Below are 12,662 nucleotides of genomic sequence, written 5' to 3'. Positions count from 1 at the left end.
GGCGCCCCCCCCCCACCCCGACGGCGCGGCGATCACGGCGGCATCGTCACCGGGTCCGAGGATGGTGTGCGACGCGGGAGCGGTGCGGGCGAGGATGGCCTGCAGGACAGTGCCTTCCGACACGTCTGCCAGGCGCGGGTCATCGTCGGCTGAACGGTGGGGCATGGTGTCAAAGGTAGCCTGGAATCATGTCGCGTCGTCTTGCCCTCACCGCTGCCGTCCTGCTCGGAACGGCACTGCTCGGCGGATGCTCGACGACCGTGCACCTCGAACCCGCCGACGACGCGAACAACCCCGTCTGCGCCGAGGTCACCGTCGGATTGCAGAATGTCGCGAGCATCGCCGACATGGACCGCCGGTGGACGGACGCCCAGGCGACCGGCGCGTGGGGCGTCGCCGGCGAGCCCTCTGCGATCATCCTCCGCTGCGGCGTCGAGGTCCCCGCCCCGACGAGCGAACTTCAGTGCGTGACCCTCGAAGGCGTCGATTGGCTCGTGGACGCCTCGGAGACGCCCTACCTGCGGTTGACGACCTACGGTCGCGACCCTGCCGTGCAGCTGTACATCGACACGGGGTCGGTGAGCTCGAACGACGTGATCAGCACACGCACCCTGGTCGGTGCCATCACGACGATCCCTGCCGACGGCAGATGCACCGCACCGGATGAGCTCGACGAAGACGCCCAGAAGCTGCTGGATCTGGGCTGAGGCTCAGCGCTGCAGGCCGATCTCGACGAGCTCGGTGATGAGGTCGCTGTAGCTCAGGCCCGATGCCACCCAGCACTTCGGGAACATCGAGATCGGGGTGAAGCCCGGCATCGTGTTGAGCTCGTTGACGACGAGTGAGCCGTCAGGGGTCACGAAGAAGTCGACGCGCGCCAGACCTCTGCCGTCGACCGCCTCGAACGCACGAAGCGCGGCCTCGCGCAGCCGCTCGATCAGGTCGTCGTCGACGTCGGCCGGGCACACGATGTCGACGCCTTCGCCACCGAGGTACTTGCCCTCGAAGTCGTAGAAGCTGCGGGAGGTGAGCACGACCTCACCGGGAAGCGACGCACGGGCGGGGCCGCCGTCACGACCGGCGAGCACCCCGACCTCGATCTCACGGCCGTCGATCTTCGATTCGACGAGCACTTTCTCGTCCTCGGCGAAGGCGATGCGCATCGCCTCATCGAGCCCTTCGCCCTCGTCCACCCGCGACACGCCGACGCTCGAACCGGCGCTCGCCGGCTTGACGAAGACGACGGGTCCCAGAGCATCGATCTCACGGCGCAGCCGGGCAGGATCGGCCTCCCAGTGCGAACGGCGCACCGTGAGGCCCGGCGACACGGCGATGCCGGCGGACGACAGAGCGAGCTTCGTGAAGTGCTTGTCGAGGCAGATCGCGGAGTCGAGGATCCCGCATCCGGCGTATGGCACGTCGAGCACGTCGAAGAACCCCTGGATCGCACCGTCCTCTCCGTGCAGCCCGTGCAGAAGAGGCAGCACGACGTCGATCTCACCGTGGCTCACGACGTCGCCGCCGGGACCGGTGACACGGAGCGTGCGGTCGCCGCCTGGCTCGGGCCAGAGCACGCGCGTCCCGTTGTCGGCGACCTCGGGAAGGTGCGCGGCATCCAGCGCGAACTTGTCCGGACGATCCTCTTCGAGAACGAACGCGCCGTCACGCGTGATCCCGACCGGGATCACCTCGTAGCGCTCGCGATCAATCGCGCGCAGCACTCCGCCCGCCGTCGCGGAACTGATGGAATGCTCGCTGGAACGCCCGCCGAAGAGCACCACCACCGTCTGCTTGTCCATGATTGCTTCTCTCCTCCTGGGGAGTGTCGTCGTCCGTCGTCAGGTGCGGTGCGATGTCACGGGGGTTCATCGTCCCGTCCAGCACCATCTTCACCTGCTCGACGATGGGCATGTGCACGTCGGATTCGCGAGCCAGCTGCAGGATCGGCGCCACCGAGGCGAGCCCCTCCGCGGTCTGGTTCATCTGCTTCACGACGTCCTGATAGCTGTACCCCTGACCCAGCAATCGCCCGGCCGTGTTGTTGCGGCTGAGCGGCGACTGGCAGGTGGCGATCAGATCGCCGAGGCCGGCGAGTCCCTGCAGGGTCTCGGGCTGGGCGCCGTTCGCGACCGCGAAATCGGTCATCTCGACCAGGCCGCGGGTGATGATCGAGGCCTTCGTGTTCTCGCCGTAGCCGACACCGTCGACGATGCCGATCGCCACGGCGATGAGGTTCTTCAGCACTCCACCGAACTCCGTGCCGATCACGTCCGTGTTCACGAAGGTCCGGAAGTACGAGTTCCTGGCGGCGCGCGCGACGATCTCCGCCGTCTCCTGGCTGCGGGACGCGATCACTGCGGCCGTCGGCTGCTCCCGCGCGATCTCCAGGGCGAGATTGGGGCCGGACGCCACTGCGATGTGCAGAGGATCGCAGCGCAGTTCCTGCTCGATCACCTGGCTCATGCGCAGACCGCTGGAGCGCTCGACGCCCTTCATCAGCGAGATGATGGGCAGCTCGCGATCCGAGAGCAGCGGCCGCAGCGCCTTGAGGTTCTCACGCAGCGACTGACTAGGGACCGAGAGGTACACCTGGTCCGCGCCGTCGAGTGCGGTCGACAGTTCATGAGTCGCCGTGATCGAGCGGGGCAGATTGATGCCGGGGAGGTATTTCGAGTTGCGCTTGCCTTCGGCGATCTCGAGGGCCTGCTCCGGCCTGCGGGCCCACATCGTCACCTGGGCGCCGCCGTCGGCGAGGATCTTGCCGAACGTGGTGCCCCAGCTGCCGGAACCGATGACGGTGACACGAGGCCCCGTCGGAGCGGGAATCTTACGAGTCAAGGCGTCCGGTCTCCTTCTGCCCGTGGTCGGACGGGTTCCAGCGCTTCGCCGGCGGGTTCTCCTCGCGCAGTTCGGCGAGCAGAGCGGTGATCGCGTTCATCAGACGGTCGGTCGCCTCGTTCAGCGCCGCCTGTTCGCCCGCACGACCGGTCAGATCGGAGATGTCGACGGGGTCGCCGATGAGCACGCGTACGCGCTTTCGCGGCGGCCAGAGGCTCACACCCTTCTGGTAGCGACCCATGATGTTCTGGGTTCCCCACTGCGCCATGGGGATCAGGGGGATGCCACCGGCGAGGGCGAGTCTCACAGCGCCGGACTTGCCGCGCATCGGCCACAGTTCCGGGTCACGTGTGAGCGTGCCCTCCGGATAGACGATGACGCCTCGTTCGTTCTCCACGAGCGCGCGCGACTGCGCGATCGTCTGCTTCGCCGCCGCCGCCGAGGTCGCCCTCGCGACCGGCACCATCCCGGTCTTGCTAAGCAGCCACCCCAGCACCGGGATCCGGAACAGGCTCTCCTTCGCCATGAACCGCGGAGCGCGACCGAGGCGCCAGACGGCGACGGCCACGATGAGCGGATCGAACTCCGAGTAGTGGTTCGGGGCCAGCACGAACGCGCCGGTGGCCGGAAGCTTCTCCCTGCCGCGGATCTCGATCCTCGCCAGATAGCCGACCGCGGGGACGACGATCGCCGCGAGCGGCCAGAACAGACTCGGGCGGGACTTCTCGGGTGACCGGGAGCCCATGGCTGTCACCGGACGACGTCGAAGTCGGCGCCGAGGGCGTCGAGCTTCGCGAGGAACTTCTCGTAGCCGCGGCTGAGGATGTCGACTCCGGACACCTGCGACTCGCCCTCCGCCGTGAGCGCGGCGATCACGTGGCTGTAGCCACCGCGCAGGTCCGGCACGACGATGTCCGCCGCGTGCAGTGGCGTCGATCCGGTGATGACAGCCGCCTGCTCGAGTTCGCGGCGCGGAACACGGCGAGGTCCGTCCTGCAGGCCGTGCGGGTGCACGACGATGTCAGCGCCCATCTTCACGAGTGCATCGGTGAAGCCCATCCGGTTCTCGTACACGGTCTCGTGCACGACCGAGCGTCCCTTCGCCTGAGTGAGAGCGACGACCAGGGGCTGCTGCCAGTCCGTCATGAACCCGGGGTGCACGTCGGTCTCGACGACCACGGGCTGGAGCTCGCCACCGCGACGGAAGAGGATGCCGTCCTCCTTCACGTCGAACCAGCCGCCCGCTTTGCGGAACACGTTGAGGAAGGTCAGCATCTCCTGCTGCTTCGCGCCGCCGACGAAGATCTCGCCGTCGGTCGCGAGCGCGGCCGACGCCCAGGACGCCGCCTCGTTGCGATCGAAGATCGAGCGGTGGTCGTAGCCTCGCAGCTTCTCCACGCCCTCGATGAGGATCACGCGGTTCGGCTCGTACGAGATGATCGCGCCCATCTTCTGCAGCACCGCGATGAGATCCATGATCTCCGGCTCGATGGCGGCGTTGCGCAGCTCGGTGGTCCCCTCCGCGCGCACGGCGGTCAGCAGCACCTGCTCGGTCGCGCCCACGCTCGGGTAAGGGAGGTGGATGTTCGCGCCGTGCAGGCGGCCGCCCTGGGTCGACAGCCGGATGCCGCTGGGGAGCTTCTCCACGACGGCGCCGAACTTGCGGAGCGCGTCGAGGTGGAAGTCGATCGGGCGGTCGCCGATGCGGCAGCCGCCGAGGTCGGGGATGAACGCCTGACCGAGACGATGCAGGAGCGGACCGCAGAACAGGATCGGGATGCGCGATGCACCGGCGTGCGCGTCGATCTCCTCCATGTGAGCGGATTCCACGTCGCTCGGGTCGAGGACCAGCGAGCCGACCTCGTCGCCTTCGCTCACGCGTACGCCGTGCACTTCGAGCAGCGAGCGCACCACGGCGACATCGCTGATCCCCGGCACGTCGCGCAGGATGCTGGTGTCCTCGCCGAGCAGGGATGCGACCATCGCCTTCGTGGCGAGGTTCTTCGCCCCCTTCACATCGACCCGGCCGCGCAGCGGCCTTCCGCCTCGGATAGCCAGCACGTCTCCGGTCAAAGCAGGAACTCCCTCTGGAAGGTCAGCGCGCACGGTTGTCGTCATTCGAGGAGCCTCACTTCATGGTCATGATCGCGGCGTCTGCCGCTGGAGCGGATGCTCCAGGCTCACGATGTGCTCGGTGTCAGCGGACAGGGAGCGTACGTGGCCGCCACGACTCGCGGCGGGCCTCGAACTGCGCGATCTTGTCTTCGTTGCGCAGCGTGAGCCCGATGTCATCGAGCCCTTCAAGGAGCCGCCATCTAGTGTAATCGTCGATCTCGATAGCGGCTCGGAGATCGCCGATAGCGGCGGTGCGCGCCTCGAGGTCGACCGTGATCTCCGACCCGGGGTTTGCGTCGATCTCCGCCCAGACGGCGTCTAGATCGGCCTCGGATATGGTCGCAGCGAGCAGGCCCTGCTTGCCCGAGTTCCCGCGGAAGATGTCGCCGAATCGCGTGCTCAGCACGACCTTGAAGCCGAAGTCGCGCAGCGCCCAGACCGCGTGCTCACGACTGGATCCCGTGCCGAAGTCCGGTCCGGCCACGAGCACGGAGGCGCCCTGGAACGCCGGCTGGTTCAGGACGAATTCCGGGTCCTGGCGCCAGGCGTGGAAGAGCGCGTCCTCGAACCCGGTCTTCGTCACGCGCTTGAGGAACACCGCGGGGATGATCTGGTCGGTGTCGACGTTCGAGCGCTTCAGCGGAGCGGCGATCCCGGTATGGGTGATGAACTTCTCCATGGTCAGGCTCCAACCAGCTCGTGGGCGGTTTCCAGGTCGCTCGGGCTCGACAGCGTGCCGCGCACGGCGGTCGCCGCGGCGACCAGCGGTGAGACCAGGTGCGTGCGACCGCCCTTGCCCTGGCGGCCCTCGAAGTTGCGGTTCGACGTGGATGCGCAGCGCTCGCCCGGGGCCAGCTGATCAGGGTTCATGCCCAGGCACATCGAGCAGCCGGCGAAACGCCACTCCGCACCGAAGTCCTTCACGATCTGGTCGATGCCCTCCGCCTCGGCCTCGAGCCGCACCCGTGCGGATCCGGGGACGACCATGACGCGCACGCCGTCGGCCTTCTTGCGCCCCTTGATCACGGATGCGAACGCCCGCAGATCCTCGATGCGGCTGTTCGTGCACGACCCCATGAAGACGGCGTCGACCGGCACATCTTTGAGCGGAGTCCCGGGAATCAGGTCCATGTACTGCAGGGCCCGTTCGGCTGCCACGCGTTCGTTGGGGTCAGCGATGTCGGCGGGGTCCGGCACCGAGGAGGAGAGCGAACTGCCCTGCCCCGGATTGGTGCCCCAGGTCACGAACGGCTCGAGTCCATTCGCATCGATCAGCACCTCCGCGTCGAAGGAAGCGCCCTCGTCGGTGGGCAGCGTGCGCCAGTACGCGACGGCGTCGTCCCAGTCCTGCCCCTGCGGAGCATGCGGCTTGTCCTTGACGTAGGCGAAGGTCGTCTCATCGGGGGCGACCATGCCCGCGCGCGCGCCGGCCTCGATCGACATGTTGCAGATCGTCATGCGCCCCTCCATGGAGAGGGCGCGGATGGCGCTTCCGCGGAACTCGAGCACGTAGCCCTGCCCGCCGCCGGTGCCGATCTTCGCGATCACCGCGAGGATGATGTCCTTCGCGCTCACGCCGGGCTTGAGGTCTCCCTCGACCGTGATCGCCATGGTCTTGAACGGCTTGAGCGGCAGCGTCTGCGTCGCCATGACGTGCTCGACCTCGCTGGTGCCGATGCCGAAGGCCATCGCACCGAACGCGCCGTGCGTCGAGGTGTGCGAGTCGCCGCACACCACGGTGACGCCGGGCATGGTGAGTCCGAGCTGCGGCCCGACCACGTGCACGATGCCCTGCTCCGCGTCGCCGAGCGAGTGGATGCGCACGCCGAACTCCTCGGCGTTGCGGCGCAGCGTCTCGATCTGCGTGCGACTGGTGAGGTCGGCGATCGGCTTGTCGATCTCGAGGGTCGGAGTGTTGTGATCCTCGGTGGCAATCGTCAGATCAACCCTCCGCAGCGGACGGCCCTCCGTGCGCAGTCCGTCGAAGGCCTGCGGGCTCGTCACCTCGTGCACCAGGTGCAGGTCGATGTAGATCAGATCCGGTTCGCCGTTCTCGCCCTTCACGACGAGATGGTCGTCCCAGACCTTCTCGGCGAGCGTGCGCGGACGCGACGCGGCGATGGGAGCAGCTGAGGTCATGTCGTAATCTCCAGAAGTCGGTGGTCGGCCACACTGGACTCCGCGACGAGAAGGCCTAGATCGAGGTCTCGTCGCGGCCACTAAGGAGAAGGAACACTCGCCGCATGCCGGTCAGTTTACACCGCGGCGACGGGTGCTCCGCGCGCCGGCGTCATGCGATGACGCCGGCGATGCTCACTCGCTCAGGGCCGCACGCTTCTCACGCGACGACGAGATCAGGCTCGCGATGGTCGCGACCGCCATCGAGGCGAAGATGACACCGAGCGACACCCAGTTGTTGATGTCGGGTGCCCACTCGATCGGATGGCCGCCGTTGATGAACGGCAGCTCGTTCTCGTGCATCGCGTGAAGGATGAGCTTGATGCCGATGAAGCCGAGGATGAACGCGACGCCGTAGTGCAGGTACTTGAGCTTCTCGAGCAGGTCGCCGAGCAGGAAGTAGAGCTGGCGCAGTCCCATCAGGGCGAACAGGTTCGCCGTGAAGACGATGAACGGGTCCTGGGTGACGCCGAAGATCGCAGGGATCGAGTCGACCGCGAACATGAGGTCGGTCACACCGAGCGACACGAACACGATCAGCATCGGCGTCCAGATCTTCTTGCCGTTCACGACGGTGCGGATCTTCGATCCGTCGTAGTCGTCGCTGATGTCGATTCCGCGACGCAGCATCCGGATGATGAAGTTCTCGGTCTGCTCGTCCTCCTCGTGCTTGTCCGGCATCGCCTGGCGGATGGCGGTGAAGACGAGGAAGGCACCGAACAGGTAGAAGATCGGGCTGAGGTGCTCGACGGCGGCGCCGACGATCAGGATGAAGACCGCACGCAGCACGAGGGCGATGATGATCCCCACCATCAGCGCCTCCTGCTGATAGCGGCGCGGAACGGAGAACTGCGTCATGATCAGCACGAACACGAACAGGTTGTCGATCGAGAGGCTGTACTCCATCGCCCAGCCGGTGAGGAAGTCCAGAGATGTCTTCGCGTCGCCGATGAAGAACAGCACTGCGGCGAAGATCAGCGCGAGGGTCACGTAGAAGGCGACCCAGAGGCTGGATTCCCTCGTCGAGGGGATGTGCGGACGCTTCAGGATGAGAAGCAGATCGGCGATGAGGATGACGGTCAGGACCACCAGGGCGGTGATCTCGAACCAGACAGGGATGTTCAAGGGTGCTCAGCACCTTTCGGGAGGGTCGGGAAAAGATCGAAAGTCTCTCCCCCGCACTCAGTGCGCCACGCGCCCGGAGCAGCAATGTCGGTGCTCGTGATGACGATCGCGTGAAATTCGGGATACTCCCTCTCGCTGAATAGATGCTACCGGAGCTTTCGAGGCGTGGTGAAATAGTCGACGTGAATCCGCCAACCCCGTCAGAACTGACCGCGCCCGGCACCGCCCCGCTCGAGACCGCCCCCAGGAATCCGTGGGCGCGTTCGATCGGCTCGTTGATCTTCGTCAGCCGCTGGCTGCAAGCCCCCCTCTACATCGGCCTCATCATCGCGCAGCTCGTCTACGTGGTCGTGTTCATGGTCGAGCTCTATCACCTCATCGTGGATGACGTGATCGGCGGCATCACCCACATCAACGAGGCGACGATCATGCTCAGCGTGCTCGGGCTCATCGACGTCGTGATGATCGCCAACCTGCTCATCATGGTGATCATCGGCGGGTACGAGACGTTCGTGTCGCGCATCAACACCGACGGGCACCCTGACCAGCCCGAATGGCTCTCCCACGTCAACGCGAACGTCCTGAAGGTGAAGCTCGCCATGGCGATCATCGGGATCTCGTCCATCCATCTGCTCAAGACGTTCATCGCCGTCGGGAACATGGATGCCGACGGCATCAGGTCTGACGAGGTCGACGGCCTGGGCAACTACACGCCGACGGGCGTGCTCTGGCAGGTCGTGATCCACATGGTGTTCATCGTCTCCGCGCTGGCGCTTGCATGGATCGACCGCATGTCGCAGCAGACACTGGCCGCGGCGCACGCGGACAAGCCCTGACCGACGAGATCCGGCACGGATCTGAGACGATTGGGCATCTCTTGACACTTCTCTGGTGAGAGACACCGAACGGAGCACGATGTCCGAGCCAGTCGAAGACGAACAGCGGTCCGAGGATCAGATCAGGGTGGCGCGCGCCGCGACGGGCGACGAGGGTGCCTTCCGGGCTCTGTATCGCGCACACGTCCGCCCTGTCTACTGGATCGCCCACGGCATCCTCGGCTCAGCGGACGACGCCGAGGACGTGACGCAGGAGACCTTCGTGGTCGCGTGGCGCAAGCTTCCCGGCCTGAAGCTCGTCGGGGAATCCGCCCTGCCGTGGCTGGCGACGATATGCCGCTTCCAGGCGGCCAATCGCCTTCGTCAGCGCCGGCGTGATCACGCGCACACGACGGATGCCGTGGATGACGAGCTCGCCGACACCGTCAGCGTCGAGGAGCAGGTCATCTCCGCAGCACTGGCGGAGCGGATCACGACCGAGATCGGCACGCTGAGCCCGCTCGATCAGGAGATCTTCCGGTTGTGCGCGAGCGAAGGCTACGCCTACCAGGCTGCGGCAGAGGAGCTCGGCGTCAGCCACGGAGTCGTTCGGAACCGTCTCTCACGGGTGCGCACGCAACTGCGGAGCGCTGTCGAGGAAGAAGTGAGAGACGCATGAACGATCAGACACCCACGGCCTCCGCGATGGAGCTGCCGGACCTCTCGCAGGAGAGCGTGGACCGCATCGAGAAGGCGGTCTTCGCCGAGATCGCGCACGAACGTTCCCCGAAACGTGCGCAGCGCGGCACGAAGAGCAGACGTCGAGGATGGCTGACAGCCGTCGGCGTCGCGGCCGCCTTCATCGCCGGAGTGCTCATCACTCCCCCGCTTCTGAACACCGTCGGGGTGTCGACGGCAGACGGTGGCGGAAGCGTCGTCGGTCTGGCCGATCGCTCGGGTGGCGACATGGCCGTCCCGGAGAGCGTCGACGCAGCCACGTCGACCGTGGGCGGTGCCGAGGCCGACAGCGCCGAGCGGGAGATCATCGCGACAGCGCAGGCGACGGTGCGCGTCGAGGACATCCCCGCAGCGGTCGACGAGATCTCCTCCCTCGCAGAGGCACGAGGCGGGTACGTCGAGAGCACGGACGTGTCCGCCGAACCGATGACCTCGGAGGACGTTCGTCTGCCGGAACAGCCCGGTGGCGGGTACGGGTGGATCAGCATCCGCGTGCCCTCGGAAGATCTCACGTCGGTCATCGACGAACTCGGTGAGACCGGTGAAGTCGTGTCCTCCTCGCTGTCCAAGCAGGACGTCACCTCGACGGCCGTCGATCTGCGGGCACGGGTCGAAGCCACCCGCGCATCCGTCTCGCGGCTCACGGAGCTGATGGCGCAGTCCGGCAGTGTCTCCGAGCTGATCGAGGCGGAGGTCGCCTTGACCGATCGACAGGCGCAGCTCGAGTCGTACGAGCAGCAGCTGGCCGCTCTCGAGGACCAGGTCGCCATGTCGTCGCTTCAGGTGCAGCTCACACCCGAGGACTCCGCGACCGCACCGGAGCCGGATGGGTTCGGCGCTGGACTCCTCGCGGGATGGAACGGGCTCATCGTCTCGCTGAACGCGCTCGTGATCACTGCGGGGTTCCTGCTCCCCTGGCTGGTGATCGCCGGCGTCGTCGTCACGGTGATCTGGTTGATCCGCCGCCGCCGCCGCTCTCGCATCGAACGTCAGAATCCTTGATTTTCCGGGGTATACAAGAACTCTTGTCGAGATGAGCGTGCCCTCATAGCCTTGGTGGCGTGGAAGATATCCAGGCCATCACCGCGATACACCATCCTGTGCGAAGACGAATCGTCGACCACCTCGGGCTCTACGGCGCGAGCCAGGTCACCGCTCTGGCCCGAGCGCTGGAGCAGCAGGTGGGCAGCATCAGTCATCACCTGCGCATGCTCGAACGCGCCGGCGTCGTCGAGCGCGCCGATGCTCCTGACGCGGACAGACGCACGAGCTGGTGGAAACAGGCACGCCGGAGCTTCACCTGGTCGGCCGATGACTTCGAGGACTCGCCCTCCGCCGCATTGCTCGCACGAGAAGCCGAGCGGACGAACATCTCCACGCAGCTGCGACGGCTGAAGCACTGGCACAGCACCAAGTCGCAGAGACCCGATCCCGAGTGGTCCCGCGCCGCGTTCAGCACGGACACGCTCGCCTGGGCGACGCCGGACGAGCTCGCCGTGCTGTCCGAGGCGCTGCGCGAGACGCTCGAATCCTGGCGCGCCGGCATAGACACCGAGGACGGCGCCGCGCGTCGCCCCGTCTTCGTGTTCGCGCACGGGTTCCCGACGACGCCATGAGCGCCGCAGAGCCGACGCTGCTCAGAGAGCCACCGCGCTTCTCCCGCGACGTCGCGGTCCACAGCTGGATCGCCGTCAAGGCTCTCTCGGATGCCGGTGATGCGATCTGGACGATCGCGCTCGCATGGACGGCGGTGCAGATCACCTCTCCGGCGATCGCAGGAGTCATCGTCGCCGCCGGAACGATCCCCCGCGCCCTCATCCTGCTCTTCGGCGGCGCATTGGCCGACCGTGCGAACGCCAGGACGGTGATGATCGTCTTCAACGCTCTACGGGTCGCCCTCCTGGTCGTCGTGGCGCTGTGGGCGCTCACCCATCCGCCGTCCGTGCTCGTGCTGCTGCTCGCCGCCGTCGCCTTCGGAATCTGCGACGCCTTCTACGAGCCCTCCGCGGCGACCATCGGCCGACAGCTGGTGCGCACCGCAGACCTGCCGTCGTACAGCGCGGTCATGCAGACCGCGACGAGGCTCGGCACGATGGGCGGCTCGGCGATCGGCGGTTTCCTCGTCGCGTATGCGGGACTCAGCGGGAGCGCATCCCTGAACGCCTTGACGTTCTCTCTGGTGATCGCCTTCATCGCGATCGTCCTGCGTCCGCGGTTCGCGCTGGATCGGGTCGCTCCCGAATCCATGCTGCGCGGCATCCGGCGCGGATTCGCGCATCTGAGCAACGCCCCCACGACACGGACACTGGTGATCGCCCTGTCAGGGCTCAATCTCGCCGTGGGCCCGGCGGTCGGGATCGGGATAGCCCTGCGCGCGCACGACGAGGGATGGGGCGCGCCGGCGGTGGGTCTGTTCGAAGCGCTCATCGGCCTCGGCGCGGCTCTCGGCGCCATCTCGGTCGTCAGATGGCGGCCCGCTCATGAGGCGCGTGGCGGGTTCCGGGCGCTCGTCGTGCAGGGGGGCGGCATCGTCCTGATCGGCGTGGGCCCGCCGTGGACGGCGGCGGCCGGATGCTTCGTGATCGGCCTGACTGCCGGCTTCGCCTCGGTGCTGCTCAGCGCCACCTTCGCGGCGACGGTCGACACGGCGTACCTCGGGCGGATGAGCTCCATCACGAGGGTCGGCGACGACGTGCTGATGCCGCTGGCGATGGCCGCGTTCGGCGGGCTCGCATCCGCGACGGCGACCTGGGTGCCGTTCGTCGTCTTCGGGGGCGCACTCATGCTGATGATGGCCTTCCCCCTGCGCAATCGGCAGCTGCGGGAGTCGACGCTGCGCGCCTGAGAGACGTC

At 66.9% G+C, this 12,662-nt stretch carries 13 protein-coding genes; 6 read left to right on the top strand and 7 right to left on the bottom strand.

Annotated elements, in window-relative coordinates:
* Window positions 1–188 precede the first annotated feature (188 nt).
* Window positions 189–707, top strand: coding sequence for a DUF3515 family protein (locus ACNPNP_RS07535; RefSeq protein ID WP_448965435.1), 519 nt, complete (start codon window positions 189–191; stop codon window positions 705–707).
* A gap of 3 nt (window positions 708–710) precedes the next feature.
* On the opposite strand, the gene ACNPNP_RS07530 is transcribed toward ACNPNP_RS07535, so the two are convergent.
* The 7 genes from ACNPNP_RS07530 to ACNPNP_RS07500 form a co-directional block, all read right to left on the bottom strand.
* Entirely contained in the window at window positions 711–1,799 is a 1,089-nt protein-coding gene (locus tag ACNPNP_RS07530; RefSeq protein WP_448965434.1) for a D-alanine--D-alanine ligase family protein, read from the bottom strand.
* The gene (locus tag ACNPNP_RS07525; RefSeq protein WP_448965433.1) at window positions 1,705–2,838 is read right to left on the bottom strand and encodes an NAD(P)H-dependent glycerol-3-phosphate dehydrogenase; all 1,134 of its coding nucleotides are present in this window, start codon (window positions 2,836–2,838) and stop codon (window positions 1,705–1,707) included. Before ACNPNP_RS07525 ends, ACNPNP_RS07530 begins: the two co-directional genes overlap by 95 nt.
* The gene (locus tag ACNPNP_RS07520) at window positions 2,828–3,583 is read right to left on the bottom strand and encodes a lysophospholipid acyltransferase family protein (RefSeq protein ID WP_448965432.1); all 756 of its coding nucleotides are present in this window, start codon (window positions 3,581–3,583) and stop codon (window positions 2,828–2,830) included. The genes ACNPNP_RS07525 and ACNPNP_RS07520 overlap by 11 nt, the downstream gene beginning before the upstream one ends.
* Before the next feature lie 5 nt (window positions 3,584–3,588).
* Window positions 3,589–4,956: a UDP-N-acetylglucosamine 1-carboxyvinyltransferase gene (gene murA, locus ACNPNP_RS07515; RefSeq protein ID WP_448965431.1), complete on the bottom strand. Its 1,368-nt coding sequence runs from the start codon at window positions 4,954–4,956 to the stop codon at window positions 3,589–3,591.
* Between the two features lie 79 nt (window positions 4,957–5,035).
* Window positions 5,036–5,632 carry a 3-isopropylmalate dehydratase small subunit gene (gene leuD, locus ACNPNP_RS07510; protein WP_448965430.1) on the bottom strand — a complete coding sequence of 199 codons (597 nt, stop codon included), beginning with the start codon at window positions 5,630–5,632 and terminating at the stop codon, window positions 5,036–5,038.
* Window positions 5,633–5,634: 2 nt separating this feature from the next.
* Window positions 5,635–7,092 carry a 3-isopropylmalate dehydratase large subunit gene (gene leuC / locus ACNPNP_RS07505; RefSeq protein ID WP_448965429.1) on the bottom strand — a complete coding sequence of 486 codons (1,458 nt, stop codon included), beginning with the start codon at window positions 7,090–7,092 and terminating at the stop codon, window positions 5,635–5,637.
* Between the two features lie 174 nt (window positions 7,093–7,266).
* Window positions 7,267–8,256 carry a TerC/Alx family metal homeostasis membrane protein gene (locus ACNPNP_RS07500; protein ID WP_448965428.1) on the bottom strand — a complete coding sequence of 330 codons (990 nt, stop codon included), beginning with the start codon at window positions 8,254–8,256 and terminating at the stop codon, window positions 7,267–7,269.
* Window positions 8,257–8,438: 182 nt separating this feature from the next.
* Between ACNPNP_RS07500 and ACNPNP_RS07495 the strand changes: the two genes are divergently transcribed.
* From ACNPNP_RS07495 to ACNPNP_RS07475, 5 genes are all read left to right on the top strand, one after another.
* Window positions 8,439–9,092 (top strand): TIGR00645 family protein, encoded by a 654-nt coding sequence (locus ACNPNP_RS07495; RefSeq protein ID WP_448965427.1) that lies wholly within the window; start codon window positions 8,439–8,441, stop codon window positions 9,090–9,092.
* Window positions 9,093–9,171: 79 nt separating this feature from the next.
* Window positions 9,172–9,750, top strand: a complete 579-nt coding sequence (locus tag ACNPNP_RS07490; protein ID WP_448965426.1) for an RNA polymerase sigma factor — start codon at window positions 9,172–9,174, stop codon at window positions 9,748–9,750.
* A complete protein-coding gene (locus ACNPNP_RS07485; RefSeq protein ID WP_448965425.1) occupies window positions 9,747–10,811 on the top strand; it encodes a DUF4349 domain-containing protein in 1,065 nt (354 codons plus the stop codon). Before ACNPNP_RS07490 ends, ACNPNP_RS07485 begins: the two co-directional genes overlap by 4 nt.
* Before the next feature lie 59 nt (window positions 10,812–10,870).
* Window positions 10,871–11,425: an ArsR/SmtB family transcription factor gene (locus ACNPNP_RS07480; protein WP_448965424.1), complete on the top strand. Its 555-nt coding sequence runs from the start codon at window positions 10,871–10,873 to the stop codon at window positions 11,423–11,425.
* On the top strand, window positions 11,422–12,654 hold the full coding sequence (locus ACNPNP_RS07475) for an MFS transporter (protein WP_448965423.1): 1,233 nt from the start codon (window positions 11,422–11,424) through the stop codon (window positions 12,652–12,654). Before ACNPNP_RS07480 ends, ACNPNP_RS07475 begins: the two co-directional genes overlap by 4 nt.
* Window positions 12,655–12,662: the final 8 nt, after the last annotated feature.

The organism is Microbacterium xerophyticum (assembly GCF_053543555.1).
Note: the sequence above shows the minus strand (reverse complement) of the source record. Positions and strands in the feature narration are given on the sequence as shown.

Coding starts and splice junctions, on each gene's coding strand:
- ACNPNP_RS07530 (WP_448965434.1), bottom strand. CDS start 1,799: ATGGACAAGCAGACGGTGGTGGTGCTCTTCGGCGGGCGTTCCAGCGAG.
- murA (WP_448965431.1), bottom strand. CDS start 4,956: ATGACGACAACCGTGCGCGCTGACCTTCCAGAGGGAGTTCCTGCTTTG.
- ACNPNP_RS07485 (WP_448965425.1), top strand. CDS start 9,747: ATGAACGATCAGACACCCACGGCCTCCGCGATGGAGCTGCCGGACCTC.
- ACNPNP_RS07535 (WP_448965435.1), top strand. CDS start 189: ATGTCGCGTCGTCTTGCCCTCACCGCTGCCGTCCTGCTCGGAACGGCA.
- ACNPNP_RS07490 (WP_448965426.1), top strand. CDS start 9,172: ATGTCCGAGCCAGTCGAAGACGAACAGCGGTCCGAGGATCAGATCAGG.
- ACNPNP_RS07475 (WP_448965423.1), top strand. CDS start 11,422: ATGAGCGCCGCAGAGCCGACGCTGCTCAGAGAGCCACCGCGCTTCTCC.
- leuD (WP_448965430.1), bottom strand. CDS start 5,632: ATGGAGAAGTTCATCACCCATACCGGGATCGCCGCTCCGCTGAAGCGC.
- ACNPNP_RS07520 (WP_448965432.1), bottom strand. CDS start 3,583: ATGGGCTCCCGGTCACCCGAGAAGTCCCGCCCGAGTCTGTTCTGGCCG.
- leuC (WP_448965429.1), bottom strand. CDS start 7,092: ATGACCTCAGCTGCTCCCATCGCCGCGTCGCGTCCGCGCACGCTCGCC.